Origin of the sequence: Xanthomonas prunicola (assembly GCF_025266575.1) — a bacterium.
Classification (GTDB): Bacteria; Pseudomonadota; Gammaproteobacteria; order Xanthomonadales; family Xanthomonadaceae; genus Xanthomonas; species Xanthomonas prunicola.
Genome location: NZ_CP096142.1, coordinates 2,374,511 through 2,399,668 on the forward strand (window position 1 = coordinate 2,374,511; position 25,158 = coordinate 2,399,668).

Sequence of the window (25,158 nt, forward strand, 5' to 3'; positions counted from 1 at the left end):
CGACCGAAACCGCATGCCAGAGCGGAGGGCACGCAATCAGCACGCCAGGCCAACCGCATGCCTGCCAGGGCCTTGGCAACCAGCGGTCCCTGCGCTAAGGCGAAAACACCACTTTGCGATAGCCCTGCGCCACCCGCAGCAACGCCGTGGCTTTGGCTTTCCAATGCGTGCTGCGCCGCTTTTGCGCTTGCGTCAGCGGCATATCGATCGTGCTGGTGAACACGACGTTTTCCGCCGCCGTATGGAAGAACTTGTCCTGGATACAAGCGGCCGGCGAGAGTTGATACGTGGACAGTTGGTGCGCGACTGGCGACTCATTCCAACCGAACAAAAAAATATCGGCCATGGTGTGCCAGCGCGCCTCCGCAGCCAGCAGCAATCGCGCGGCATCCCTGCTGATGATCAGCGCACCCGCGCACACCGGCCAGCAATGTTGATACGTCGATGGGCGCACCAGGCGCAGTTGGCGCCCGGCGACGTCGGCAACCTTCGCATCAAGCTTGATGCGGTTGTAGGACGGCTCCAGGCGCACGATGCTGTTGCCGCCCGGTAGCCAATCGGTGCTACGCAACAGCGCCGGCAGCGCATCGGACAGATGCATGTCGTCTTCGAAAATCGCGGTGTAAGCGTCAGCGGAATCGGCCGCAATGCGCCACGCCGCCTGATGACTGAGAAAGCATCCGATGTTGGACGCTGTCCACTTGCGCGGGCCGGTGCTGAAGGCATCGCCCGATCCTTCCAGTGGACGCTCGCGTACGAAGTCGGCGATCTGCTCGGCCGTCAACGTGGCGCCATCCACCGCAGCAATGCGCTCGAACGGCACGCCCAGCGCATCGAAGCGCGCCGACATGGCCTGTCGCCGGTCGCTACTGCGCTGCATATTGATAAGGTAGGACTTGATCACTACGCCACTCCAGCACGGTTATCGGCCAGGATCGTGACGGGATTCCCCGCGGTTGCAATAGGTTCTGGACTGAGACGAAGGGCGCCAGTCAGGGTGCCCAAACATCGCTCCCGCTGCCGGCACTTCGCCATCGATTCGCACTGGCATCCCTCTAGATGCAGCGACATTGCGCCGCAGGTGGCAGCGCTCTCGCATAATTACGCCATGACCGGCCTTGCCCATCCCGATGCTGCCTGGACCCTGATCTCGCTGCGCCCCAGCGGCGAACATGCGCCGCTACGGCGGGCAGTTGCGCGGCATGGCGGACGGGTACTTGCGCTGTCGCCGTGGCGCTTGCAGACCAACGACACCGCACCGGCGCTGGATGCGCTGCGGCAGGCGCTGGCAGCACCGATTGCGGTGTTCACCAGCCCGGCGGCCGTGCAGGCGGCGCATCGTCTGGCGCCGCTGCAGCGGCCGGCGCAGGCACACTGGGTGAGCGTGGGCGATGGCACTGCGCGCGCATTGCAGGCCTGCGGCATCGACACCGTGGTGCGCCCGACGCGGATGGATAGCGAAGGACTGCTGGCGCTGCCGCTACTGCAGTCGCCGCTGCAGGCCGTCGGGCTGATCACCGCGCCCGGCGGACGCGGCATGCTGGCGCCGACGCTGGAACAGCGCGGTGCGCGCATTGTGCGTGCCGATGTCTATCAACGCGTCCCGCTGCGCTTGCGCGCATCGGCCATGCACGCCTTCTCGCTCGCATTGCCGCGCAGCGTACTGGCGTTGAGCAGCGCCGAGGCACTGACGCTAGTCCTGCAGCAGCTGCCTGCCGCCCTGATTGAAAGGTGGCAACAGCGGCCGGTGGTCGCGTCCAGTGATCGCATGCTGGATGCCGCGCACGCCGCTGGCTTCATCCACCGCATACGCGCAGACGGCCCGCTGCCAGTACAGCTTGCCGCTGCTGCCGCAGCGATCGTGACACCACCGCGACCTTGCTGAACTGCGAACTCAAGCACAGCTTGCGGGTCTCCGCCGCTGCACGCCATGCTGTGGCAGATGACTGCGGCGCCTGCGCCGGTTGTGACCGCCCGAGGATGTCCGAATGACCGAAATGCCCGCTCCCACGCGACGCTTTCCCTTGGCATGGCTGCTGCTTGTAGTGGCCGTGGCAGCCGTCGGCGTGGCGCTGTTCCTAGGCTGGCGCGCGTGGCAGAGCTATCAGGGCGCACAGCTGCAGGCCGCGCAGGCGCAGCAGCAACGCTGGGACGGTACTCAGCAGATGCTGGAAACGCTGCGCCGCGATCAGCGCCTGGCCAATGACCGCTTGCAGGATGCAGCCGCCACCAACCGCGTGCTGCGCGATGAAATGCTGGGCCTGAGTCAGCGCAGCGCATTGCTCGAAGACACCGTGCAAAAGCTGGCCGACCCCAACCGACACGGCGCGCAAGCACTGCGCCTGGATGAAGTGGAGCTGCTGCTGCGGCTCGGCCAACAACGGCTGAGCATCGCCGGCGATGCCGACGGCGCGCGGCGCGCGTATGCGCTGGCCAATGGCGCGCTCAACGGTATCGACGACCCCGGCTACCTCAATCTGAGGCAGGCACTGGTGCAGGAGCGCGATGCGCTGGATCGCCTCGGCGCCGGCCCACAGGCACAAGTCGGCCAGACCCTGGACGGCTTGGCGGCTGAGGTGCAGCGCCTGCCGGAACAAACCGTCCAGGACAGCGATGCGGCGCAGCCATGGTGGCAAAAGGTGCTGGCGCCGCTGGTGGACATCCGTCCCAGCCGCGGCGATGCCTTGCTCACCGGTGCTGATCGGCATGCCGCGCGCGATGCCTTGCAGATCGAAATCAGCCTGGCCCGCGCAGCGGCGGAACGTGGCGATGCCGCCGGGTTCGCACAGTCGCTGCGCCGCGTGGATACCTGGACCACCCGGCTGTGGCCGGACTCATCGCAACGTCGTCAGCTGCGCGCACGCCTACGCAGCCTGCAACAAGCGCCACTGCGTCCGCGTCTGCCGGAACTGGGCACTACCCTGCTGCAACTGCAGGCCATGCGTGAAGGGAGATCCACCCAATGAAAGTATTACGTACCGTCTTGATTCTGCTGGTTGCCGTGGCGCTGGGCGTGCTTGGCGCGCAGTGGCTGTCGCACCAGAACAGCTACGACCTGGGCAATGTGGTGGTCAGCGTGGGTGGCAACGACTACCACGCCGCGATGCCGCAGGCGCTGCTGATCCTGGTGATCGCCTTGCTGGTGCTATGGCTGCTGTGGACGTTGATCAGCCTGCCGTTTCGCGTGTGGGGCAAATACCGCCGCAGGAAGGGCCGTGCGCGTTTGATCGAAGGCCTGCGCGCTGCCGATCATGGCCAATGGCAGCGTGCCGAGCGGCTGCTGGTCAGTGCCAGCGAAGACGATGAGGTCAGCGGCATTGCCCTGGCCAGCGCAGTGCGCGTGGCCGATGCACGCGGGGACGAAGCAGCAGCCAACGCGCTCGCACAGCAGCTGGCCGAGCGCGATCCCACGGCGCACGCGCTGTTGCAGGGTGAGCGGCATCTGGCGCGGCAACGCCCGGTCGAGGCAATCAATGCACTCGATGCCGCCAACGCGCAGCCGCTGCCGGCACGCGGCCTGTTGCTGCGCACGCATGCGTTGACGCAGATCGGACGCGCCGACGAGGCCTACGGCCAGCTCGGCGCCTTGCGTCAGCAGGCGGTGCTGGCACCGGAGGCTTACAGCGCGCTGGAGGCCACGCTGGCCGAACAGACCCTCTTGCAGGCCGGCGATGCCAATGCGCTGGCCGAGCGTTGGGAAGCGCTGCCCAAGCCGCTGCGCACCTACCCGGCTGTGGTCGGCGCCTACGCGCAACGTGCCGCGGTGCTGCATTGGGACGATGCCGCCGTGCACAGCCTGGAACAGGCGCTGGATACGCAGTGGGACGAATCGCTGGTGCGTCTGTACGGCGTGCTGCCGCTGGAAAAATACGATTCGCGCCGGGCCAGCGCGCAGCGCTGGCTCACCCAGTCTCCGGACAGCCCGGGCCTGCTGTTGACGCTGGCACGTCTGGCGCGCCATCAGCAGCAGTGGTCGCAGGCCGAAGAGTTCCTGCACCGCGCGCTTGCCAACGGCGCCGGCAGCGAGGCCTGGGAAGAGTTGGGCCATGGATTTGCCGCCGCCGGCGACCTGCTCTCGGCGCAGCAGTGCTACGCCAATGCGTTGCGTGCCGCCCGCGGCGAGCCGGTGCATGCGCCCATGCCGCAGCAGTCGTTGCCTGGGCCGTTGGTATCGGCAGGCCCGACGCCGGTGTCCGACCCACTCGCGCCGGACGATCGCATCCTGTAATCGATGCGGCCCGTTCGACGTTGCAGCGACGCACATCCCAGGTGCGCCGCAGCATCAGCGCTGGCGCGAGACCTGTGGCGGTGGCGGCAGGTCGCTCAGGAAGGCATCACAGGCGCCCAGATAGCGCGCCTGCGCATGGTCGACCTGGGTCGGCGATAGCACGCGCGCGCCCAGCCGTCCGATCATTAGCATCGCCGCCATCACGCTGGCACCGCTCAGCCAGCGGAACTGGCTATCGATCGACAGCCCGCAGACCAGCAACGCCAAGACCGATGCCATCGCCACCGCGACATAGCGCACGCGGCGGCGCTCGTGTTGCGCGCACAAGGTAAGCACGTGCGCGCTGCGCTTGCGCAATGCAATGGCCAGGATCACGTAAGGCAACACGCCCAGCAGCAGCGCTGCGTAGATCACCGGGTGGTGCCAGTGCAAGATGTAGCGACGTGGCGCCAATCTGCCGGCGCATTGCACTTGACGCACCGCGGCGGCAGATTGGCGCCCGCCGTGCACACCAGCACATCGCCTTCGCGCCACACATCGCCACTGGACGGAGGCAGGGACAGGCTGGGCGGCTCGCGGGATCCATCAGTGAACATCCATGCGTCCTTGCTGGTTTGGGATTCGGGATTCGGGATTGGGAATTGGGGATTCGTAAAATCAGGAGTCCGCGTCTGCTTTTGCGAATCCCCAATCCCGAATGCCCAATCCCACGCTGCGCAGCAGCGTCAGCGCTCGACGATGGCCACCACGCCCATGCCGCCGGCGGTGCAGATCGAAATCAACGCACGGCCGCCGCCGCGTTCTTCCAGCTGCTTGGCGGCGGTGGCTACCACGCGTGCACCAGTAGCCGCGAAGGGGTGGCCGGTGGCCAGCGAGGAACCCAGCGGGTTGATCTTGTCGGGGTCGATGCGGCCCAGTGGCGCATCCAGGCCCAGACGTGTGCGACAGTAATCCTCGCTCTCCCAGGCGCGCAGCGTGCACAGCACCTGCGCGGCAAACGCTTCGTGGATTTCGTAGATGTCGAAGTCCTGCAGGGTCAGGCCCTGGCGCGCCAGCATCTGCGGCACCGCGATGGTGGGCGCCATCAACAGGCCCTCGCCATGCACGAAATCCACCGCCGACACCTGCGCATCGCGCAGATAGGCCATCGGCGTGTGGCCGTGCGCCAACGCCCAGGCCTCGCTGGACAGCAGCACCGCGGCGGCGCCATCGGTCAGCGGGGTGGAATTGGCGGCGGTCAGCGTGCCGCGGCCGGAGGTCTTGTCAAAGGCCGGGCGCAACGTGGCCAGCTTTTCCAGGGAGGTGTCGGCGCGCAGGATGTTGTCGCGCGAGACGCCGCGGAACGGCGCGATCAGCGTGTCGAAGAAGCCGCGCTCATAGGCGGCGGCCAGCTTGTGGTGCGAGGCCACCGCCCATTCGTCCTGCGAGTCGCGCGAGATGTTCCATTCCTTGGCCATGTCCTCGCAGTGGTCACCCATGCTCTTGCCGGTGCGCGGCTCGGCCACGCCGGGAAATTCGGGCTTGAGTTCGCTCAGCTTGAAGCCCCGCAGCAACGCCTTGAGTTTGTCGCCGGTGGCCTTGGCGCGGTTGGCGGCCATCAGCCGCGCGCGCAGCTTCTTGCCGTAGACGATCGGCACTTCCGAGGTGGTATCCGAGCCGCCGCCGATGCCCGAATCGATCTGCCCGAGCGCGATCTTGTTGGCGATGGTGATCACCGAATCCAGGCTGGTGCCGCAGGCGCGTTGCAGGGTGATGCCCGGCGTCAGCGGCGACAGCCCGGACGACAGCGCCGCCTCGCGGGCCAGGTTCCAGTCCGAGGAGTGCTTGATGACCGCGCCCATCGCCACTTCGCCCAGTTGCTGTCCATGCAGGCCGAAGCGTTCGACCAGCGCGCCCAGCGTGCGCACCGACATGCCCAGGTTGCCCACGTCCGCGTATGCGGTGTTCTGACGACAGAACGGGATACGAACGCCGCCCAGAATGGCGACGGGACGGGCTGCGGGCATCGGTTGAGCTGGCATGGAGGACTCGGGGACATGGCCTGCACAGGGCCGGCAGGCATAATGGCCCGCAGTGTAGCTTCGACCCCGTGATGGGCCAACCGCGAACTATGAGTAAGACCGAACACGGCGTAACCGCCATGGGTGTGCTGGCGCTGGAATTGACGGGCGGCACCGCCCCCGAGCGCGGCGCCCTGGCGCCCGAGCAGGCCGGCATGCTGGCCGAACGCATTGGCCGCGATCTGGCGCAATGGATCCCCGAAATCCGCGATCTGGAACTGAGCGTGGCGCTGGCGCATTTCGACCCGGCCGAAGTGCTGCGGCCCGGCTGGCCGCTGCATCGGCGGCTGGAAGAACTGCAGGCGCGCGCTCCCGGCCGCGACCAGGGACCGCGGGTGCTGGCCTTCGGTGCCGATGCGCAGGGCGAGATTCCGCTGCCGTTTCAGGCCGATGCGCAACTGGTCGGGGGCGGCTTACGCGTGCTGCCGTTCCTGCTTTCCGGCGATCCGCAAACGGTCGCCACCGTGGCCGATGCAATGGAAGAAGTCTTACTCGCTCAGGGCATGGCGCAGGCTGACACCGCGTTGCTGGCGCAAGAAAGCTTTGGTGCCCGTATCGAACATGCGCGGTATCTCACCGCCAACGATCTGGCGGCGATGATGTCGATGCAGTACGACAATCAGGGCCTGGCGCCGCTGTGGCCGCTGATCGAAGCCGCGCTGCTGGCGCCACAAACCGAAGAGTGGCTGGAACAAGCACCCGAGCCGGTGTTGCGCTACATCGATGGCGAAGTGCGCATTGCCCTGTTCGACCCGGCCGGATGGTGCGACTACTACGCGCACGACCGCGAAAACTGCGAACGCCTGCGCGGCGTGTACGAGCACTATCTTGCGCGCCAGCGGCAGATGGCCGCTGTGCTGGAGGCGCATGGGTTGCCAGTGCTGTACGTGCATGTGGAACCAGGCCAGGATCCGCGGCAGGCGCTGGCTAGCTAGCTGTTATTAATCCCCCACGGATTATCTACCGTTTCACGGACGAATAATTATGAAGCGCAACGCATATTCTCTGTGACTTGGAGCGGTGGTCACCGTTTGGATTTGCGCATGCGGCTTACTCCATGCAGCTGAGCCCACTCCCATCTCGTCCAACTGTACCGTCGACGCTGATTCGATGGCTGCTTCGCCTGTCGCACTCGAATCGTACAATTTGCACGCCGATTACGAGACGACAGTAGAGGTGCTTGCAACCATTGATAAGGACGAAAAGGTTAAAGACACCTCCATTGCCAGGTCATCTCGCAACAGACTAGTCGATCGCGCAGCTATGACTGCCGCGAAACGGTGGCGCTACCATTGCAAGGCAACTCCGGGAACAGCATTGCTGACTGTGCGGATTCCCGCGCCGCGCTGCAAACTAGACGGGGATTCGTGGAGAGCACACAGGCCCGTCCATCCTGAGCAGCTAAGACGCGAGCACGCGAAAGGATCTGTTGAACTCAACCTTCGCCCTGGCGACATCGCCAATGGCAATGCAGAAGTCAGTCTACAAACAGGTAGCGGCTACGCCGATGCTGACAATGCTGTGCTCGATGCCGCGCGCAAATGGCGCTTCTCGTGCGACTCCTCTCCCGCGCCAACGCAAACCGCATTGACGACGGAGCAATTCAACTTTTCAGACCGCCCAAGTCAAGAAGAGCTAGAAAAGTTAGAAAGAGTAGAGAGAGCGAAACGAAAAATCCCCCCTTTCAATTCGGATCTAAAGACGACCGTTCGCCACACCCTCCCCATGGAGTACACGCACGCAAAACAGTTTTTCGAGAATCTGCCGAAACACAATGACGTGGAATTGAGCAAAGATCAGCAGGACACACCAGGCTTAAAGGTCTACACGACCAGTCTCAAGAAGGTCATGGAGCAAATCCTTTCATCCGACCAACTCGAACAGCCAAATGTGACGACTTGGCTGATGTTTATGCCCCCGCACCCGTGGGCCCCTGCGGTAATCCGCACGCGCAGCGAGACAATCACAGACGAAGCAAGTGTCCAGCGACGTCCGATGACGCGCGTCAACTATGTTTGTGATTCAAACCCTACAAATTGCGCGCAAATCGAAAGTCGCATTCGTCACATGGTTGAGCCAGTGTCAGCGACGCATTGATCTTCCTCGGCCGCACTCAATCGCGGCCGAGGAGATTGGCACTTAACGTGTTGCCGCCTGCGCGTTATCGGTGGTGATCACGCCGCAGGCCAGACGGCCGCCTGCGTTGCCGGTGGGCTGGGTTTTGTAGTCGTCGGCATCGGCGTGCACGATCACCGCGTGGCCCGCGATATCGAACTGGTCTGCCTTGCCGAGATTGACGTTGCTGGACACCGGGCCGTCGATCGTGGCGTTGCCCTGCGCATCGGACTTGATGTTGGGCATGTCGCCGCCGTGGTGCGGTTCGGCGCTGACGTTGCCGTGATCGGACTGCGACGGGTTGAAGTGGCCGCCCGCGCTGCTGCCGTCCGGTGCGCTGCAATCGCCCTTTTCGTGGATGTGGAAGCCGTGCTCGGTGTTGGGCTTAAGACCGCTCAGCTGGCCGGTAACGCGCAGTGCGCCGTCAACGGTCTTGAAGGTCACCGTGCCTTTGACGTCATTGCCCTTGGTCGGCTTGAGCTCGGCGGTTGCAGTGGTGGTGGCGGCCGCTTCGGTGACCATGGAGGCGGCATGTTCGCCGCCGTGCGCCGCTTCGGCAGGCGTGCCGGCCTGGGGTGCAGGTGCTGGGTCGGCCGGTGCCGGCTCGTCGCGCTTGCATGCGGTCAGCACCAGGGCAGTGGCCAGAAACAGGGTGGTCGGAAGAATGCGCATGGAGTACTCCTGAAGAAGGGCCGCAGTTGCAGCCAGTGACGCCCTGATTCAGGGCTGCGAAGGGGGCGTGCCCCATTTGGCGACGCGAATGACGCCGCAGGCCAGACGCGCGCCGGCATTGCCGCTCGGCTGGCTGCGATAGTCATCGGCATCGGCATCGGCATCGGCATGCACGATCAGCGACCTGCCGACCACGTCGGTCGGAGCGCCGTCGCCCAGGCTGATGCCGGACAGAATCATGTCCAGATGCACCACGCCTTCGGCGTCGGCACGCAGATTGTCCATGTCGCCCAGATGGTGCGCACCGCTACCGGCACGCCCGTGCGGCGCACCGCTTGGGTTGAAATGCGCGCCCGCGCTACTGGCATCGGCCGCGCTGCAATCGCCGCGCTCGTGCACATGGAAGCCGGACACACCGCCTGGACGCAAGCCGCCGATGGTGCCGGTGAGACGGATGCCCTGCAATGCAGGCACCAGCACCACCCGACCGCTGACCAAACTGCCCGAGGCCGATGCCAGCACTGCTTCGGCCTGTTGCACCGGGCGAATGGGCACCACGCGTGCGGCCGGCGGTGGAGGCGCCTTCGGCGGCGGTGGCGTGCTGCTGCAGGCGGCCAGCACCAGCGCGGTGAGGGCAACGATCGTCGGCGACCGATAACGCATCAAGCAGTTCTCCTGATCAGGCTGAAAACCTATGCGGGTGCGTGTTCACATGTCATGAAATGCGCCCGCCGGCAGGCCGGGAGTTTACGGGGTTGGGTCGCGGGCCGGGACATGCGCAAAGGGCGCTCTCACCCCAATCCCTCTCCCGCAGGCGCGAGAAGGACTCGACTGCGAAGATTGATGCTTGCCTTGCCCGCGCGTCTTGCCTTCTTCCGCGTGCGGGAGAAGGTGCCCGAAGGGCGGATGGGGGCATCGTGCGCCGCCAGGTCATCGAGACAGTGGCGCGTGCGAACGAGAAAACGGCGAGCTCATGCACGCTTGCCGCCAGGATACTTGTCGATCTCGCCTGGTTCGCTGTTTGGCTCAAGCAGCTGCGCGCGCGCGACACGGCTTCTCATCGACGCAAGATCCGCTCGCTGATAACCCCTCTCCCGCAAGCGGGAGAGGGGTTATCAGCGCCGTTTGCGTCCGGGCCCGAGTTTGCGGGTGACCGTGTTGCGGCCCAGACCCAGGCGGGCGGCGGCTTCGGCGCGGCGGCCCTGGGTGAGTTGCAGGGCGGCTTCGAGCAAGGTTCGGTCCAGGCGCTCGCGGGCTTCGGCGTGCAGGCCCTGGGCGCCTTCGCTCAGGCGTTGCGCGGCCCAGCTGGAGAGCATGTCGTCCCACTGGCCGTCGCTACGACCGCTGCGGTGACGACGTCCACCACGTGCCAGTGCGGCTTCCACATCCACCACGTCGATGATGTCGGCGGTGGCCAGCGCGGCCAGACGCCAGCACACGTTTTCCAGTTCGCGCACGTTGCCGGGCCAGTCGTATTGGCGCAGGTCTTCCAACGCGGCCGACGACAGCCGCTTGGGCAACATGTCGAGCTTGCGCCCGGCCATGGCCAGGAAGTTTTCGGCCAGCTGCGCGATGTCGCCGCGACGCTCGCGCAGCGGCGGCAGTTGCAGGCGCACCACATCCAGGCGGTGCAGCAGATCGGCGCGGAAGCGGCCTTGTTCGACCAGCGCTTCCAGATCCTGGTGGGTGGCGGCGATCACGCGCACATCGACGCGGATCAATTCGCGCCCACCGACGCGGAAGAATTCGTTCTCTGCAAGCACGCGCAGCAGGCGGGTCTGCAGCGGCAACGGCATGTCGCCGATTTCGTCCAGAAACAGCGTGCCGCCATCGGCTTGTTCGAAGCGGCCGATATGCCGTTTGGTCGCGCCGGTGAAGGCGCCGGTTTCGTGGCCGAACAACTCGCTTTCCAGCAGTTCCGCGGGGATGGCGGCGGTGTTGAGCGCGACGAAGGGTTTGCGCGCGCGCGGCGATTCGTTGTGCAGCGCGCGCGCGACCAGTTCCTTGCCGGTACCGGTTTCGCCGTTGATCAATACCGAAAGCGGCGCCTGCGCCAGGCGCCCGATCGCACGGAACAAGGCCTGCATTGCGGGCGTGTCGCCGATCAACGAGGCCGAGCCCTCGGCCAGGCGGGTGGCGACGATCTCTTCGGCGCCGGCATCGGCGTCCGGCAGCGCGCGTGCGGCCAGGGCCACCGCATCGTCCAGGTCGAACGGCTTGGACAGGAACTCATGCGCGCCGCCGCGGAAGGCACCGGCAGTGCTGGCGACGTCGGTGTAGGCCGACATCACGATCACCGGCAATTGCGGGTGTTTGGATTTGAGTTTGTCGAGCAAGGTCAGGCCGTCTTCGCCTGGCATGCGCACGTCGGTAAACAGCAGGTCCGGCGTTGGCCGCATGGCAAGCGCCTGCAACGCGGCGGCAGCGCTGTCGAAGCCGTCCACCGCGTAGCCGGCATCGCGCAAGGCGGTGGACAACACGAAGCGGACCGAACGGTCGTCGTCGACCACCCAGATATGGGATACGGCGGCGGCCTCAGCCATGCAGATGCTCCTTGTCGTGATCGCCGGCCAGCTCGGGCAACAGCAGGGTGAAGACGGTATGGCCAGGGCGCGAGCGGTAGGTCAGCGTGCCGTGGTGTTCGCGCGAGACCTGCTGGGCCAGCGCCAGGCCCAGCCCGCTGCCTTCGGCACGGCCGCTGACCAGCGGCAGGAACAGGTGCTCGGCCAGTTCTTCCGGCACGCCGCCGCCGTCGTCGATGATTTCCAGTCGCAGCGACATCGCATGCACGCGGTCGCGGATGCGCTGGCCGTGCTCGACGCGAGTGCGCAAGGTCACGCGGGTGGCGCCGGCCTGGAAGGCGTTGCGCACCAGATTCCACACCGCCTGGGTCAGGCGGTCGCCATCGCCCAAAATGTCGGGAATGCTGGGGTCGTAATCGCGCTGCACCTGCACCGACCAGCCGCCTTCGGCTTCGGCCAGGCGCAGCACGCGTTCGAGCACCACGTGGATGTTGAGACGGTCGTGCGGGCGCGCCGGGGTGGGCGAGAGCAGCCGCTCGAGCAAGGTGTTGAGGCGTTCGATCTCAGTGCCGATCAGCTCGATCAGCTCGCGCTCGTCTTCGTCGCGGCCGGCCGAACGGCGCGCCAGCAACTGCGCCGCGCCCTTCAGTCCGGCCAAGGGGTTACGCAGCTCGTGCGCCAGACCCTTCAACGCGGCGCTCAAGGCATTGGGCAAGGCGTGGGTGGGATCCAGTGCGGGGAACTCGTCGACCGGATGGGTTTCCAGCAACCAGCCACCATCGTCCAGCCGCGACAGCCAGCCCTCGGCAAAGCGGGGTGCATCGTTGGGCAGGCCCAGCGCCAATCGGTGCAGACGCAATACATCACGTTCGTCGTTGAGCAGGAAGCGCGCCAGCGCATCGCCCTGCACTTCCAGCGCGGCCAAGGGCTGGTCGACCAATCGCCGTGTGCTGACCCCGAGCCAGCGCGCGAACGCCGGGTTGACGCCCAGCACGCGGCCCTCGCGGTCGGCCCAGGCGACCGGCGTGCCCAGGCTATCCAGCGATGGCATGGAAGAGGACGTCACCATTGCACCAATTTAGTGCAAACAGAATTGGAATGCGCGGATGGCGCGCAAAACGAAGCGTGCGTTGAAATACTGCTGGCCGGGCGGCGACGGGTCGCACCGATCCAGCGTGCATCCGCGCCGGCAGTCACGGGCGTGGGGCTGGTCATGCAGGCACCTCGGCAGTTGTTCCGCGCCCGGCGGGGCGACGGGGAGAACGGACCCGGCTGGGCATTCCCGGCCGGGTCGTTGCGCCACCCGCGGCAGCGTGGCCGCGGGTGTGCATGCTCAGGACTCGTACGCGGCTTCGCCGTGCGAGGTGATATCCAGACCCTCGCGCTCGGCTTCTTCGCTCACGCGCAGGCCGAACACCAGCTTGGCGACCACAAACCCCACCACCGACACCACGCCGATCCAGCCGATGGTGATCCCGACGCCCAGTGCCTGGATGCCGACCTGATGGACGATGTCGTAATCGCCGCCCTTCTGGCCGCCCAGCGAGGCCGCCGAGAACACGCCGGTCAGGATCGCGCCGATGATGCCGCCCAGGCCATGCACGCCGAACACGTCCAGGCTGTCGTCGGCACCGAGCAGGCGCTTCAGGCCGGTGACGCCCCACACGCACAGCACGCCGGCCGCCAGGCCGATCACGATGGCGCCGAACGGACCCACGGTGCCGCAAGCCGGAGTGATGCCGACCAGGCCGGCGACCATGCCCGAGGCCACACCCAGGGCGGACGACTTGCCCTTGATGATCTTCTCGGTCAGCGACCAGCCCAGGATGGCGGCGGCGGTCGCCAGCAAGGTGTTGAGGAAGGCCAGCGCCGCACCCGCATTGGCTTCCAGGTTGGAGCCGGCGTTGAAGCCGAACCAGCCCACCCACAGCAGCGAAGCGCCGACGAAGGTCAGGGTCACGTTGTGCGGCTTGATCGCCTCACGCCCCAACCCGGCACGCTTGCCGACGAAGTAGGCGCCGACCAGGCCGGCAACACCGGCGTTGATGTGCACCACGGTACCGCCGGCGAAATCCAGCGCGCCCAAGCCGAACAGATACCCACCGGTAGCCCAGACCATGTGCGCCAGCGGCAGGTAGCCGAAGGTGAACCAGATCACCGAGAACAACAGCACCGCGCCGAACTTGGCGCGTTCGGCAAAGGCGCCGACGATCAGCGCGCCGGTGATGCCGGCAAAGGTCGCCTGGAACGCCACGAACACGTATTCCGGCAGGCTCACGCCCTTGGTGAAGGTGGCCGCCAGGCTTTCGATGGTGACGCCCTTGAGCAGCGCCTTGTCCAGATTGCCGATCCATGGGCCTTCGCCGGAGAACGCCAGGCTATAGCCGTACAGCACCCACAGAATGGTCAGCAGTGAGAACACCACAGCGACCTGGATCAGCACCGACAACACGTTCTTGGCGCGCACCATGCCGCCGTAGAACAACGCCAGGCCCGGCACCACCATCAGCAGCACCAGCAGCGTGGAAGTCAGCATCCAGGCGACATCGCCCTTGTCGACCACCGGCGCGGCTTCGGCGGCAGCGACCGGCGCGGCGGGCGGCTGCGCCGACGGCAGCGGTTCGGTGGTGACCGGCTCGGTCGGCAGTGGGGTGACCTGCGGGGTGGACTGCGCGTGCGCGCTGCCCATGCCGCCCACCACCAGCGCGCTGAACAGCATCAGCATGCAGACACTGTAGAACCGGGCTTTCCACCCGGCAAAAAGGGCTGTCTTCATAAGAACTCCGGGGGTGAGGGACTCAGAGCGCATCGGCGCCGATCTCGCCGGTGCGAATCCGCACCACCTGCTCGATCGCAGTCACAAAGATCTTGCCGTCGCCGATCTTGCCGGTGCCGGCCGCGTTCTGGATCGCTTCGACCACGGCGTCCAACCGGTCGTCGGTCACCACCGTCTCGATCTTGATCTTGGGCAGGAAGTCGACGACGTACTCGGCGCCGCGGTACAGCTCGGTATGGCCTTTCTGGCGCCCGAAGCCCTTGACCTCGGTCACGGTGATGCCCGACACGCCCGCTGCGGACAGGGCCTCGCGGACCTCGTCGAGTTTGAACGGCCGGATGATGGCGGTGATCAATTTCATGCGCATACCCCGAATGGTGGAAAGAACCGGCCGGCATTGCGCCGCCCGGCGGTGTCAGTCACCTGGATGCCAACCCCGGCATCCGATCGTTCGCGATTACGCGGCCCCCGGCCGATGCCATGCATCCGCCTCGTGGGAGAGGTCAGGCCCGCGCGCCGCGAACTGTGTGCTCTCTCAATACCCCGGCAATCCAAGGCCGGTGCCATGGATCGCTTGAACAAGTGTGCGGCGATGGCGGAGGTGGGAGGGGGGGCCTCCGCCATCGTCGCGGTGGAACTCAGTTGCCGTAGTACAGCTGGTACTCCAACGGGTGAGTCGCAGCACGGAACTTGGTGACTTCCTGCATCTTCAGCGCGATATAGCCGTCGATGAAGTCGTCGCTCATCACGCCGCCGGCCTTGAGGAACTCGCGGTCCTTGTCCAGCGCTTCCAGGGCCTGATCCAGGCTGGAGCAGACCTGCGGAATCAGCTTCTCTTCTTCCGGCGGCAGGTCGTACAGGTCCTTGTCGCTCGGTGCGCCCGGGTCGATCTGGTTCTTGATGCCGTCCAGGCCGGCCATCATCAGCGCGGTGAAGGTCAGGTAGCCGGACTGCAACGGATCGGGGAAGCGCATTTCGATGCGGCGCGCCTTCGGGTTGGTGACCCACGGAATGCGGCATGAGGCCGAGCGGTTACGTGCCGAATAGGCCAGCATCACTGGCGCTTCAAAGCCCGGTACCAGGCGCTTGTAGCTGTTGGTGCCGGAGTTGGCAAAGGCATTGATCGCGCGGGCATGCTTGAAGATGCCGCCGATGTACCACAGCGCCATCTGCGACAGGCCGCCGTAGCCGTCGCCGGTGAACAGGTTGACGCCGCCTTTGGCCAGCGACTGGTGCACGTGCATACCCGAGCCGTTGTCGCCCACGATGGGCTTGGGCATGAAGGTGGCCGTCTTGCCGTTACGGTAGGCGACGTTCTTGATGATGTACTTCATCGTCAGCAGTTCGTCGGCCTTCTGCACCAGCGAGCTGAACTTGGTGCCGATTTCGCACTGGCCGGCGGTGGCCACTTCGTGGTGGTGCACTTCGGTTTCAATACCGACCTGTTCCAGCGTCTTGATCATTTCCGCGCGCAGGTCATGCAGGGTGTCGGTCGGCGGAACCGGGAAGTAACCGCCCTTCACGCCCGGACGGTAGCCGCTATTGCCGCCGTCGTACTTTTCACCGGTGTTCCAGGCCGCTTCTTCCGAACCCACCTGGAAGAAGGTGTGGCCCATGTCGTTGGCAAAGCGCACCGAATCGAAGATGAAGAATTCCGGCTCCGGGCCGAAGAACGCCTGGTCGGCGGTGCCGGACGACTTCAGATAGGCCTCGGCACGCTTGGCGATGCCGCGCGGATCGCGCTCATAGCTCTGCATGGTGGCCGGATCGAGGATGTCGCAGGTCAGCACGATGGTCGGATCGGCGAAGAACGGATCCAGATATGCGGTGCCTGCGTCCGGCAACAGCACCATGTCCGACTCGTTGATGCCCTTCCAACCCGCGATCGAACTGCCGTCGAACATCTTGCCTTCTTCAAACAGCGCCGGCTCGATGATATTGGCCGGAAAGGTGATGTGCTGCTGTACACCACGCATATCGACGAAGCGCAGGTCGACGAACTCGACCTTGTTGTCCTTGATCAGCTTTTCAACATTTTCCACGGACATCGGAAGAAACCTCAGGCAGGAGTTAAGTTGCTGGTGGCGGTACTACAGCAGGGACCGTGCCAAGCATTGGCGCTTCACAACTCCTTGATTTTGCTTACATCGCTCGCGACCGCTAGACTTGATTAGCACCTTAATCGTGCAAAGTGCCACACCCCAAGCACCAATATGGTGCGTGCCGCAATGCACTATCCTGACGCCTCCCCCAACCCCTCTCCCGTCCGATGTCCGATCTGATTTCCGCCCTGCTGTTGGGCATTCTCGAAGGCCTTACCGAATTCCTGCCGATCTCCAGTACCGGCCACCTGCTGATCGCCGAACAATGGCTCGGACGCCGTTCTGACTTCTTCAATATCGTCATCCAGGCTGGCGCGATCCTGGCCATCTGTTTGGCGCTGCGGCAGCGGTTGTGGACCCTGGCCACTGGCCTGGGCGAGCGCGACAACCGCGACTATGTGCTCAAGGTCAGCGTGGCCTTCCTGGTCACCGCAGTGGTCGGCCTGATCGTGCGCAAGGCTGGCTGGCAATTGCCCGAAACCCTGCAGCCCGTCGCCTGGGCGCTGCTGATTGGCGGGGTGTGGATGCTGGTGGCCGAACACTTCGCGGGCAAGTTGCCCGAGCGCGACGTGGTGACCTGGAAGGTGGCCATCGCGGTGGGTTTGGCACAGGTCGTGGCCGGTGTGTTCCCCGGCACCTCGCGCTCGGCCTCGACGATCTTCATCGCCATGTTGCTGGGCCTGAGCAGACGCTCGGCAGCCGCCGATTTCGTCTTCATGGTGGGCATTCCGACCATGTTTGCGGCCAGCGGCTACGCGTTGCTGGAGATGTACAAGGAAGGCGGTTTCGGCACCGAAAACTGGGCCGATGTGACGGTGGCCTTCGTGGCGGCGACCATTACCGGTTTTGTGGTGGTGAAGTGGCTGCTGGGCTATATCAAGAAGCACCGTTTTACGGTGTTTGCGGTGTACCGCATCGTGCTCGGGGCGGCCTTGCTGCTTTGGCTGCCGGCTGCGGCCGGCTGACACACAACGGCAACCGCCGGGGCTGCGCGTCGCGATCGCCGCGGGGCGCAGTCCCGGCGTCCACGTCGTGACGCCGGTCATTGCCCCGGGCGCACGCTGGCGGTATCACTGACCCATCGATCACCGGGAGCTGCGCATGCGTGCCGTGTTCTTCGCCCCTGCACTGCTGGCGGCGGGCGTGACGGCCTGCGGATCGGGCGCCTCGCCGGACCTGCCCGGCTCCAACCACGCCGCTACCCAGGCGCCGGTCATGGCGACCCCTGAGACGGATAACCTGCCATTGCACACCGCCCTGCGCGCGCAGCACTGGCACTTGCAGCAGGCCAGCGATGCGCATGGCACCGCGTTGCGCAGCCTGTTCGTCGACGGCTTGCCACCCGTGCAACTGGACTTCAACGCTCAGCGCATCCAGGTCAGCCAGACCTGCAACGCCTTGGGCGCCAACTACAGCGTGGCCCAGGCGCACGTGCAGATCGGCCGGGTGGTCTCCAGCAGGCGGATGTGCGCCGACGCACGCCGCATGGCGCAGGAGCGCGCTGCCAGCGACCTGCTGTCCGGCCGCTTCGCAGTGGTCATGGACAACGCCGCGGCCGCGCCCCGGCTGACCCTGACCCGCAGTGATGGCACCCGGCTGATCTTCGGCGGCACCCCCACGGCAGACACCCGCTACGGCGGGCCGGGACAGACGCTGTTGCTCGACGTGGCCGCAGACACCGTGCCCTGCGTGTCCGACCCGACGCGTCGCTGCCTGCAGGTACGCGAGCAGACTCAGGCCGGCCAACCGGCCACACAAGACTGGCAGCCGTTCGAGGGCACGATCGAGGGTTTCGAGCACGAAGACGGCATCCGCACCCTGCTGCGTGTGACCCGCCACCCGGCCGGCACGGACCCGGACGCCAGGCAGGTGTATGTGCTCGACCAGATGATCGAAGCCGGCAGCTAGACCAGCATCGGGCCCGGCAGCGGCACCGCGCTGCGATGCCGCTGCCGGGCGTCAGAACTGGATCAGGACTTTGCCCACGTGTTGCGCCTTGGCGAAGTAGTCAAAGGCCTGGGGCGTCTCATCGAACCGGAACGTTTTGCTGTGCAGGGTCTTGATGCAGTGCTGCTCGATCGCGCGCAGCAGGTCCACGAACATCGCCCGGCTTCCATTGGCGATGCCGCGAATGGTCACGTTTTTGCGGATCAACGACACATAGTCGGGAATCGGCGAAGACGCGCCGGGAGTGACGCCGATCACCACGATGGTCGCGTTGGCAGCTGCTGCCTTGATCGACTGCCCCAAGGTGTCCTGCCCGCCGGTCTCGATGATGACGTCCGCGCCACCGCCGGACAGCTGCATCACTGCCTCGGCCCAATCAGGCTGGGTGCGATAGTTGACGGTGATGTCGGCGCCCAGGCGGCGCGCGAGCGCGAGCTTCTCGTCGCTGGATGAGGTGATCGCGACGCGGGCACCGTGGAGCTTGGCCAGTTCGAGCGCGGCCATCGAGACGCCACCGGTTCCCAGACAGAGCACCAGATCGCCAGCCTTGATCCTGGCCACTTCCACCAAGGCGTGCCAGGCGGTAACGGCGGCCGATGCCAGCGCAGCGACATCCTCATCGTCCAACGACGCGGGCACTTTGATCAACGCAGATGCAGGCAGCGCCACCTTCTCCGCCAACCAGCCATCGTGGGTGACGCCAAGATCGTGGGCGAACATCTCGGCGCGAAACCTGCCCTCCAGCCAGGTGGGAAAGTGCCCGCTGACGACACGGTCGCCCGGCGCGACTACGCTGACGCCTGCGCCGACGGATGTCACGATGCCCACACCTTCGGCAACGGGAACGCGCGTGGGTGCAAGCTTGCCGGCGTAGGTGCCTTTGAGAATCTGGAGGTCGCGGTTGATCAGGCCGACCAGTCGCGGAGCGACGATGACCTGGCCCGGTCCTGCAACTGGCTCGGGCATCTCGGCCGCGAGCAGGCTCTCAAGGCCGGTTTGATTGCCAATCTGGAATGCTTTCATGGGGGATTACCTGTACTAAGACGCCGGCCCAACGTGGCTTGGGGGATGGAGCGATCGACGCCAGCGTCGCGATGACTCAGCGCAGCGATGGGTTCAGCGTGTAGGTGCCGTGCAAGGCCGCTTCCGCCAGCACATGGCCCTGAAGCGCCGACAGCAGATCGGCGGCGGTGAAGCTGTCGGGCAGGCTGAGCTTGGCCACGTCCAGTGCGAACACCCGGAAGAAGTAGCGGTGCAGACGCAGGTCGTTGAACGGCGGGTACGGGCCGTCGTAGCCGCGGTAGTCGCCGGCCATGTCGGCATTGCCGGCGAACCACTGGGTGTAGGAATTCAGGCCCTGCCGGGTACCGGCCGGGCCGGGCGGTTGCTGCTTGCCCTTGACCACGAAACCGTCGCTGCAGCTGCCCGCGGCAATCTCATGCACATCGGCGGGGATATCGGCCATCGCCCAATGCACGAAATCGGTGCGTGGCTGCTCCACCGGAATCTGCAGATCGTCGCGGCCGACGGTGTCGGGCACGGTCGGTACGTCCGGGTCCAGGCACAGCAGCGCGAATGACTGCGTACCGGCCGGCACCTCGCTCCAGGCCAGGTGCGGGTTGCGGTTGGGCGCAAAGCCATCCGGCGTACCGGCGGCAAATTCCACTGCGATGGGCTTGCCGTTTTCGATGCTGGTGCTGGTCAGACGCATGGGAGGTCTCCGAGGGAAGCGATACGGATCAGGGTGCCTGGGTCCGCGCCGCAGCGGAAGACGTCGCCATGGAACCCTCTGATGCGCTCGGTCGGGTTTACCGTTGCCGCACACTGCGCCTGCAACCAATGCGACCACACGACACTGCGGCCACACCCACCCTGGCGGTGAGCGCGACCACTCTGATCGCGCCTCAGTCCTGCGGGTAACCGAAGCGCACGGCGATCAGCGTGAGCAGGTCGAACTGCGGGCCGAGCACGCCGCGGTAATTGCGCCAGCGGCCGGAGGCCAACCGCGCCGGGCCGCGTGGCGCGACCAGCGGGAAGCTCAGCCCGAACGCCTGTTCCAGGGCAGTGGAAATGCCCTGCGGGTCGTTCTCGATACCGTCCAGCCGGATGATCCGGTGCGGGTACAGATCGCGTTCGTGCAGCACGGCCAGCTGTTCCAGTGCGATCAGCAGCCAGTCAGTGGCCTGCTGTGGTGACTGCAGTGCCAGCGGCGCGGACGCACCGGCCGACAGCCAGTCCAGCAGCATGTCGCGCGGGTCACGCAATGCGATCGCCAGCCGCCCCTCAGGCAGGTGCGGGCGCAGCGCGGTCAACAAGGTGTTGTCCCACCACAGCAGCCAGTCGATGACATTGCCATCGTCGATGCCGCGGCGCGGCAGTTGCGCCTTCCACCCTTCCACCAGCGCGGTCGGTGCCAGTTCGCCGGAGGCCAACTGTTCGAGCGCGCGGTAGCTCTGCAGCGCATCCGACGGCGGCGTGGTGCCGTAACGGTCGCCGCGCACCAGTGGGGTGGCTGCGTCCATCACCGCGATCAGGCGTTCGACATGCGAGCCGGGCGTGCCCCACACGAACAGCGGGCGCGCGGTGACCGTGTCGGGAATGCTACCCAGCGCGGGCCACTGCGTCGGCTGTTTGGCTGCCTGCGGCGGCAACGGCAACCGGTGCTGGGCTTGCTCGCGGTGGAACTGCATCCAGGTGCCCACGGCGGCATCGGGCTGGCCGGCGCGGTCTTGCACATTGCCCAGCCACGGCCGCAGCACGGTCTGCTGTGGCGCCGGCAGCGATTCGATCAACGATTCGACACAGGCGATCGCCGCTGGCGGGTCGCGTTCCAGCAAGGCTTCGACAATGCGCTGCTCGCCGCTGATGCGGCCCGGTTCCACCGCCACGATCTGGCGCGCCACCATCTCCGCGTCGTCGGCATGGCCCTGCATGTCGTGCACGCGCATCAGCGCTTCCAGCGCCGGCAGGTGCTCAGGCATGGCCAGCAGCCAGCGCTCGATCACGGCCTGTGCCTGCGGCCCACCGACCGGCTCCACCGCCAAGCGGGCCAGCCACAGGTCGTGCGCAGTGGCCGACGTGGCCAGCGCCGCATCCAGGGTGTCGCGCGCATCGTCCACCGCGCCCAGGCGCTCCCAGGCGGTGAGCAGCGCGTGCAGCGTGCGGCGATCGGCCGGCCAGTGCGCCAGCGCCAGGCGCAGATGCGCGGCGGCCTGATCGGGCCGACCGGCCTGTAACTCCATCTCGCCGGCGAGCCGGCGCATGGCCGGCAGGTCGCCGCCGGGCTGGTCGAGCACGCCTTGCATCGCCGCCAGCGCGTCGTCCAGACGGCCCTGGCGCTGGGCCAGCTGGGCGATGAAGGCGCGCAGCGCGGTGCCGGGCGGATTGAGCTCGATCACGCGCTCGAAGGCACGCTCGGCGAACGCAAAATGCTCCTTCTGCAGATACGCAAAGCCCAGCGAAAACAGCACGCGTGCATCGTCGGGCAGTTGCTCGGCTGCGCGGGTAAGCAGCGACAGCGCGCGGTCGCTTTGACCACGGCGCATCTCCACCACGCCATCGACCGCCAGCAATTGCGGATGCTCCGGCGCCAAGCGCGCGGCGGTGCGGCTGAGCCGCTCGGCCTCGTCCAGATCGCCACGTGCCACCGCCAGATGCGCCTGCATCACGTAAGCGTTGAACTGATTCGGATCCAGCGCGGTAGTGCGCGACAGCGCCGCATCGGCGGCAGACAGATCGCGTGTGGCCAGCAACGCGCCGGCGCGCAGCAGATGCAGGTCGGCATCTTCGGGCGTCAGCATCAGCGCGGTGTCGATGCTGTCCAGCGCCAGCGCGGGCTGCCCTTGCTGCTGCAGCGCAACCGCCAGCCAGCGGTGCGCGGCGACGTCGTCGGGCGCGGAAGTTGCCCACTCGCGGGCCAGCGCCACCGCATCGTCGGCCGCGTTGCGGCGCAGGGCTTGAAGAATGGCGTCTTGCATGGCGGCGGTGCGTCCCGGACAAACCGCTATTGTAACGATGCGCGATGCGGCGCCGACCGTGCGCGACGCATCCGCAACCGCAGGCGTCGTGACTCGCGTCGGCGTCCGCTTCGTACGCATCGCATCGCAATGCGATGCGCCTTAGGCGTGTGCCGTCAGCCGCTCGGCCACCCAGCGTTCGGCAAAGCCGTCGCCGCGGGCGTTTTCCAGAAAGCCGCAGTGGCCGCCCCAGCGCGCGATTTCCAGCTGCGCATGCGCCGGCAACTGCCAGGCAGCGAAATCGGCGAATGGAATCACAGGGTCGTCTTCGGCCATCAGGATGTCGACCGGCACCTGCAGGTTGGCCAGGCGTTCGCCGGCGATCGAATAGCTGTCGAAATACGCTTCCAGCGAGCCATGCCCGGTGTGTTTGACCGCCAGCCAGGCCATCAGACCGCGCATGTCAAGCGCCAGGGTGGCGTCGTCGTAGCCGTGCTGGTCGGGGAACAACTGACGCTTGCGCAGCAGCGATTCGCGCCATTTACGGCGGAAATACCAGTCGTAGAACTGCGGGCCTTTTTCCAATTGCGTCATGGTGGCGGCCGGGTCCAGCAACGGACACACCGCCGCCACGCGCGCCAGCGGCAGGCCGGCGGCGGGCGCACGCAGCGCCAGCCGCAGCGCGAAATTGCCGCCCAGCGAATACCCTGCGACCAGCAACTGCGGCGCAGGAAACCGCCGCCACAGATCGCCTGCGGCATTGACCACTTCTTCGATGCGATCGGAGTGGAACAGGTCCACATTGAGATGGTGGGTGCCGCCGTGGTCGCGGAAGTTCAGCCGGAACACTTGGTAGCCCAGGCCAAGCAGGCGCGCGGCGGTCAGGCGCATGTAATTGGAATCGGCGCTGCCCTCCCAGCCATGCAGCAACAGCACGGTGCCGCGCGGCGGCGCATCGCCGGGCGGGATGCTCATCCAGCCCTGAAGGCGCACACCGTCGCCGCCATCGAGAATGTGTTCGCTGGTGACTGCGCCGCTGGCGGCGAGCAACTGGCGGCTGCGGATGCGCCGCAAGGCGCTGCTACCCAGCACCGATTGCACATGCGGGTTGCGTAGCCAGCGCGGCGGGAGATAGTCGGAGGCGTTCATGCGTGCGTCGCACCGGCGTCGCGGCTGGCCGCAGGGGAGAGGTGCGTGCGCATCGTCAACTAGGACTCCATCGCTGCAACGATCCGTTGGCGCGAGGTATCGGCCAGTCGGCGACGGCCTTCGCTGTCCAGCGCGCGAATCGGTTCGAGAAAATGCACTTCTGCCAGCCGTGACGGCTCGCCCAGCAGGCGCACGATATTGGCGAAGAAACTCTCGCGCTCACCGAACGCCACCACCGCCTGCGCATTGCCACGCACGCCATAACGCAGCGCCACAGGCTGTACCGGCACCCCGGCTTCCACCGCCGCCTGGAAGATGCGCGCATGGAACGGGCCGACCTCGGTGCCGCCGCGGGTGCGCCCTTCCGGGAAAACACCGACCGGCTTGCCGCTTTGCAGGCGCAGCAGCATTTCCTGCAGCACTCCGCCCAGCGATTCGGTATTGCCGCGCTGATGGAAGATGGTCTGGCCCTTGGTCGCCAACCAGCCCACCAGCGGCCAGCCGGCGATTTCGCGCTTGGCCACAAACCCCATCACCTGCTGGCTGTGCAGCATGGAAATGTCCACCCAGCTGACGTGGTTGGCCACGAACAGGGTCGCGCCCGGCAGCGGCGTACCGAAGCGGCGTAGCCGGAAGCCGAAGATGCGCATCAGGTTGCCCTGCCACCAGCGGATCATCAGCTCGTCCAGGGTGTCCGCCGGGCCGGTACGGATCCGCGCCAGCGGCGGCGCCACCACGCACAGCATGGTGACCGGCAGGCACAGGCACAGATGCAGCAACAACAACGGCACCCGATACAGGTAACGCAGCAAACGCAGCGCGCCGCCAGCCTCGCGCGTGGCGTCCAGGGATGACTCGCTCATTCGACGAACGGAACCGGTAACGGGGGAAGGAAGCGCGACCATTGTGACAGCAGCGTGGCTGCCGCGCAGTGCCGGTAGCGGGCAACGCTGTTCCATGCATGCCACTGCCGGGCGAGCTCAGCCATTGCCACGCGCAACGACCGCCAGGGTCAACCGCGACACGCAAACGCGTTTGCCCGCCGGGTTTTCGATGATGATGTCCCAGACATGCGTGCTGCGCCCCACGTGCACCGCGTGCGCGGTCCCGGTCACCAGTCCCTGCGTGGCAGCGCGCAGGTGATTGGCATTGATCTCCAACCCCACGCACATCTGGGCCGTCATATCCACGCACAGGTTGCCGGCGCTGCTGCCCAACGTTTCGGCCAGCACCACCGAGGCGCCACCGTGCAACAGGCCATAGGGCTGCTTGGTACGCGCATCCACCGGCATGGTCGCGCGTAGCCAATCGTCACCGGCTTCGGTAAACACGATGCCGAGATGTTCGATCAAGGTGTCACGGCTGGCGGCGTTGAGGGCGGCTAGGTCGACGGGTTCGCGGAAGGGCATGGGCATGGGCATGGGCATGGAATCGGGAATCGGGAATCGGGAATCGGGAATCGGGAATCGCAAGAGCATCCAGGTGCCTGGCGTGCGATGCAACATTGCAGTACGGCTGGCTGCCAATAAGCAGTCAGAGATGCTGCGAATGCGTCCAACACATCAGCCTGCTACGGGTGCAGCCTCTCACGCTCCCACTTTTGCGTGCGATGCTTAGCAACCCGCGCACAT

At 66.1% G+C, this 25,158-nt stretch carries 22 protein-coding genes and 1 pseudogene; 7 read left to right on the forward strand and 16 right to left on the reverse strand.

Features of this window, described 5'->3' with window-relative positions:
* Positions 1–94: 94 nt before the first annotated feature.
* Positions 95–904 (reverse strand): glycosyltransferase family 25 protein, encoded by an 810-nt coding sequence (locus M0D43_RS10265; RefSeq protein ID WP_252164535.1) that lies wholly within the window; start codon positions 902–904, stop codon positions 95–97.
* Positions 905–1,108: 204 nt separating this feature from the next.
* Between M0D43_RS10265 and M0D43_RS10270 the strand changes: the two genes are divergently transcribed.
* The 3 genes from M0D43_RS10270 to M0D43_RS10280 all read left to right on the forward strand — a co-directional run bounded on the left by M0D43_RS10270 (position 1,109) and on the right by M0D43_RS10280 (position 4,228).
* Complete coding sequence (locus tag M0D43_RS10270) at positions 1,109–1,885, forward strand: uroporphyrinogen-III synthase (protein WP_252164536.1); 777 nt, start codon at positions 1,109–1,111, stop codon at positions 1,883–1,885.
* Positions 1,886–1,988: 103 nt separating this feature from the next.
* Positions 1,989–2,966: a uroporphyrinogen-III C-methyltransferase gene (locus M0D43_RS10275; RefSeq protein ID WP_252164537.1), complete on the forward strand. Its 978-nt coding sequence runs from the start codon at positions 1,989–1,991 to the stop codon at positions 2,964–2,966.
* The gene (locus M0D43_RS10280) at positions 2,963–4,228 is read left to right on the forward strand and encodes a heme biosynthesis protein HemY (protein ID WP_252164538.1); all 1,266 of its coding nucleotides are present in this window, start codon (positions 2,963–2,965) and stop codon (positions 4,226–4,228) included. The genes M0D43_RS10275 and M0D43_RS10280 overlap by 4 nt, the downstream gene beginning before the upstream one ends.
* A 54-nt stretch (positions 4,229–4,282) precedes the next feature.
* Here M0D43_RS10280 and M0D43_RS10285 read toward each other — a convergent pair.
* Positions 4,283–4,824 (reverse strand): annotated as a pseudogene (locus tag M0D43_RS10285) (hypothetical protein).
* Positions 4,825–4,953: 129 nt separating this feature from the next.
* Positions 4,954–6,249, reverse strand: a complete 1,296-nt coding sequence (locus tag M0D43_RS10290; RefSeq protein ID WP_252164539.1) for an acetyl-CoA C-acetyltransferase — start codon at positions 6,247–6,249, stop codon at positions 4,954–4,956.
* Positions 6,250–6,338: 89 nt separating this feature from the next.
* On the opposite strand from M0D43_RS10290, the gene M0D43_RS10295 reads away from it, so the two are divergent.
* Positions 6,339–7,223, forward strand: a complete 885-nt coding sequence (locus tag M0D43_RS10295) for a hypothetical protein (RefSeq protein ID WP_252164540.1) — start codon at positions 6,339–6,341, stop codon at positions 7,221–7,223.
* Positions 7,224–7,398: 175 nt separating this feature from the next.
* Positions 7,399–8,385: a TonB family protein gene (locus M0D43_RS10300; protein WP_252164541.1), complete on the forward strand. Its 987-nt coding sequence runs from the start codon at positions 7,399–7,401 to the stop codon at positions 8,383–8,385.
* A 42-nt stretch (positions 8,386–8,427) separates the two neighbouring features.
* On the opposite strand, the gene M0D43_RS10305 is transcribed toward M0D43_RS10300, so the two are convergent.
* The 7 genes from M0D43_RS10305 to glnA all read right to left on the reverse strand — a co-directional run bounded on the left by M0D43_RS10305 (position 8,428) and on the right by glnA (position 16,421).
* Complete coding sequence (locus tag M0D43_RS10305) at positions 8,428–9,075, reverse strand: superoxide dismutase family protein (RefSeq protein ID WP_252164542.1); 648 nt, start codon at positions 9,073–9,075, stop codon at positions 8,428–8,430.
* A gap of 48 nt (positions 9,076–9,123) precedes the next feature.
* Entirely contained in the window at positions 9,124–9,738 is a 615-nt protein-coding gene (locus M0D43_RS10310; RefSeq protein WP_260808184.1) for a superoxide dismutase family protein, read from the reverse strand.
* A 452-nt stretch (positions 9,739–10,190) separates the two neighbouring features.
* The gene (gene ntrC / locus M0D43_RS10315) at positions 10,191–11,618 is read right to left on the reverse strand and encodes a nitrogen regulation protein NR(I) (RefSeq protein ID WP_101364772.1); all 1,428 of its coding nucleotides are present in this window, start codon (positions 11,616–11,618) and stop codon (positions 10,191–10,193) included.
* Positions 11,611–12,666, reverse strand: a complete 1,056-nt coding sequence (locus M0D43_RS10320; protein ID WP_252164543.1) for a two-component system sensor histidine kinase NtrB — start codon at positions 12,664–12,666, stop codon at positions 11,611–11,613. Before M0D43_RS10320 ends, ntrC begins: the two co-directional genes overlap by 8 nt.
* 264 nt (positions 12,667–12,930) lie before the next feature.
* Positions 12,931–14,373: an ammonium transporter gene (locus M0D43_RS10325; protein WP_252164544.1), complete on the reverse strand. Its 1,443-nt coding sequence runs from the start codon at positions 14,371–14,373 to the stop codon at positions 12,931–12,933.
* A 22-nt stretch (positions 14,374–14,395) separates the two neighbouring features.
* Entirely contained in the window at positions 14,396–14,734 is a 339-nt protein-coding gene (locus M0D43_RS10330) for a P-II family nitrogen regulator (RefSeq protein ID WP_002808480.1), read from the reverse strand.
* A 277-nt stretch (positions 14,735–15,011) separates the two neighbouring features.
* Positions 15,012–16,421, reverse strand: a complete 1,410-nt coding sequence (gene glnA, locus M0D43_RS10335) for a type I glutamate--ammonia ligase (RefSeq protein ID WP_010379835.1) — start codon at positions 16,419–16,421, stop codon at positions 15,012–15,014.
* 221 nt (positions 16,422–16,642) lie between these two features.
* Between glnA and M0D43_RS10340 the strand changes: the two genes are divergently transcribed.
* The gene (locus tag M0D43_RS10340) at positions 16,643–17,440 is read left to right on the forward strand and encodes an undecaprenyl-diphosphate phosphatase (RefSeq protein ID WP_252164545.1); all 798 of its coding nucleotides are present in this window, start codon (positions 16,643–16,645) and stop codon (positions 17,438–17,440) included.
* A 136-nt stretch (positions 17,441–17,576) separates the two neighbouring features.
* Entirely contained in the window at positions 17,577–18,383 is an 807-nt protein-coding gene (locus tag M0D43_RS10345) for an META domain-containing protein (RefSeq protein ID WP_252164546.1), read from the forward strand.
* A gap of 51 nt (positions 18,384–18,434) precedes the next feature.
* On the opposite strand, the gene M0D43_RS10350 is transcribed toward M0D43_RS10345, so the two are convergent.
* The 6 genes from M0D43_RS10350 to M0D43_RS10375 all read right to left on the reverse strand — a co-directional run bounded on the left by M0D43_RS10350 (position 18,435) and on the right by M0D43_RS10375 (position 24,936).
* Positions 18,435–19,445, reverse strand: coding sequence for a zinc-dependent alcohol dehydrogenase family protein (locus tag M0D43_RS10350; protein WP_252164547.1), 1,011 nt, complete (start codon positions 19,443–19,445; stop codon positions 18,435–18,437).
* 76 nt (positions 19,446–19,521) lie between these two features.
* On the reverse strand, positions 19,522–20,133 hold the full coding sequence (locus tag M0D43_RS10355; protein ID WP_252164548.1) for a YbhB/YbcL family Raf kinase inhibitor-like protein: 612 nt from the start codon (positions 20,131–20,133) through the stop codon (positions 19,522–19,524).
* A 193-nt stretch (positions 20,134–20,326) separates the two neighbouring features.
* On the reverse strand, positions 20,327–22,399 hold the full coding sequence (locus M0D43_RS10360; RefSeq protein ID WP_252164549.1) for a tetratricopeptide repeat protein: 2,073 nt from the start codon (positions 22,397–22,399) through the stop codon (positions 20,327–20,329).
* A gap of 141 nt (positions 22,400–22,540) precedes the next feature.
* On the reverse strand, positions 22,541–23,527 hold the full coding sequence (locus tag M0D43_RS10365) for a YheT family hydrolase (protein ID WP_260808185.1): 987 nt from the start codon (positions 23,525–23,527) through the stop codon (positions 22,541–22,543).
* A 59-nt stretch (positions 23,528–23,586) separates the two neighbouring features.
* Positions 23,587–24,486: a lysophospholipid acyltransferase family protein gene (locus M0D43_RS10370; protein ID WP_260808186.1), complete on the reverse strand. Its 900-nt coding sequence runs from the start codon at positions 24,484–24,486 to the stop codon at positions 23,587–23,589.
* A 21-nt stretch (positions 24,487–24,507) separates the two neighbouring features.
* Complete coding sequence (locus M0D43_RS10375) at positions 24,508–24,936, reverse strand: hotdog fold thioesterase (RefSeq protein WP_252165017.1); 429 nt, start codon at positions 24,934–24,936, stop codon at positions 24,508–24,510.
* Between the last annotated feature and the right edge of the window lie 222 nt (positions 24,937–25,158).

What these genes read in the sequence shown, in the direction of transcription:
- M0D43_RS10340 (WP_252164545.1), top strand. Translation starts at nt 16,643, where the DNA reads ATGTCCGATCTGATTTCCGCCCTGCTGTTGGGCATTCTCGAAGGCCTT.
- M0D43_RS10355 (WP_252164548.1), bottom strand. Translation starts at nt 20,133, where the DNA reads ATGCGTCTGACCAGCACCAGCATCGAAAACGGCAAGCCCATCGCAGTG.
- M0D43_RS10310 (WP_260808184.1), bottom strand. Translation starts at nt 9,738, where the DNA reads ATGCGTTATCGGTCGCCGACGATCGTTGCCCTCACCGCGCTGGTGCTG.
- M0D43_RS10300 (WP_252164541.1), top strand. Translation starts at nt 7,399, where the DNA reads ATGGCTGCTTCGCCTGTCGCACTCGAATCGTACAATTTGCACGCCGAT.
- M0D43_RS10280 (WP_252164538.1), top strand. Translation starts at nt 2,963, where the DNA reads ATGAAAGTATTACGTACCGTCTTGATTCTGCTGGTTGCCGTGGCGCTG.
- M0D43_RS10275 (WP_252164537.1), top strand. Translation starts at nt 1,989, where the DNA reads ATGACCGAAATGCCCGCTCCCACGCGACGCTTTCCCTTGGCATGGCTG.
- M0D43_RS10350 (WP_252164547.1), bottom strand. Translation starts at nt 19,445, where the DNA reads ATGAAAGCATTCCAGATTGGCAATCAAACCGGCCTTGAGAGCCTGCTC.
- M0D43_RS10320 (WP_252164543.1), bottom strand. Translation starts at nt 12,666, where the DNA reads ATGGTGACGTCCTCTTCCATGCCATCGCTGGATAGCCTGGGCACGCCG.
- M0D43_RS10295 (WP_252164540.1), top strand. Translation starts at nt 6,339, where the DNA reads ATGAGTAAGACCGAACACGGCGTAACCGCCATGGGTGTGCTGGCGCTG.
- M0D43_RS10360 (WP_252164549.1), bottom strand. Translation starts at nt 22,399, where the DNA reads ATGCAAGACGCCATTCTTCAAGCCCTGCGCCGCAACGCGGCCGACGAT.
- M0D43_RS10365 (WP_260808185.1), bottom strand. Translation starts at nt 23,527, where the DNA reads ATGAACGCCTCCGACTATCTCCCGCCGCGCTGGCTACGCAACCCGCAT.
- M0D43_RS10325 (WP_252164544.1), bottom strand. Translation starts at nt 14,373, where the DNA reads ATGAAGACAGCCCTTTTTGCCGGGTGGAAAGCCCGGTTCTACAGTGTC.
- M0D43_RS10345 (WP_252164546.1), top strand. Translation starts at nt 17,577, where the DNA reads ATGCGTGCCGTGTTCTTCGCCCCTGCACTGCTGGCGGCGGGCGTGACG.
- M0D43_RS10370 (WP_260808186.1), bottom strand. Translation starts at nt 24,486, where the DNA reads ATGGAACAGCGTTGCCCGCTACCGGCACTGCGCGGCAGCCACGCTGCT.
- M0D43_RS10305 (WP_252164542.1), bottom strand. Translation starts at nt 9,075, where the DNA reads ATGCGCATTCTTCCGACCACCCTGTTTCTGGCCACTGCCCTGGTGCTG.
- M0D43_RS10270 (WP_252164536.1), top strand. Translation starts at nt 1,109, where the DNA reads ATGACCGGCCTTGCCCATCCCGATGCTGCCTGGACCCTGATCTCGCTG.
- ntrC (WP_101364772.1), bottom strand. Translation starts at nt 11,618, where the DNA reads ATGGCTGAGGCCGCCGCCGTATCCCATATCTGGGTGGTCGACGACGAC.
- glnA (WP_010379835.1), bottom strand. Translation starts at nt 16,421, where the DNA reads ATGTCCGTGGAAAATGTTGAAAAGCTGATCAAGGACAACAAGGTCGAG.
- M0D43_RS10290 (WP_252164539.1), bottom strand. Translation starts at nt 6,249, where the DNA reads ATGCCAGCTCAACCGATGCCCGCAGCCCGTCCCGTCGCCATTCTGGGC.
- M0D43_RS10375 (WP_252165017.1), bottom strand. Translation starts at nt 24,936, where the DNA reads ATGCCCTTCCGCGAACCCGTCGACCTAGCCGCCCTCAACGCCGCCAGC.
- M0D43_RS10330 (WP_002808480.1), bottom strand. Translation starts at nt 14,734, where the DNA reads ATGAAATTGATCACCGCCATCATCCGGCCGTTCAAACTCGACGAGGTC.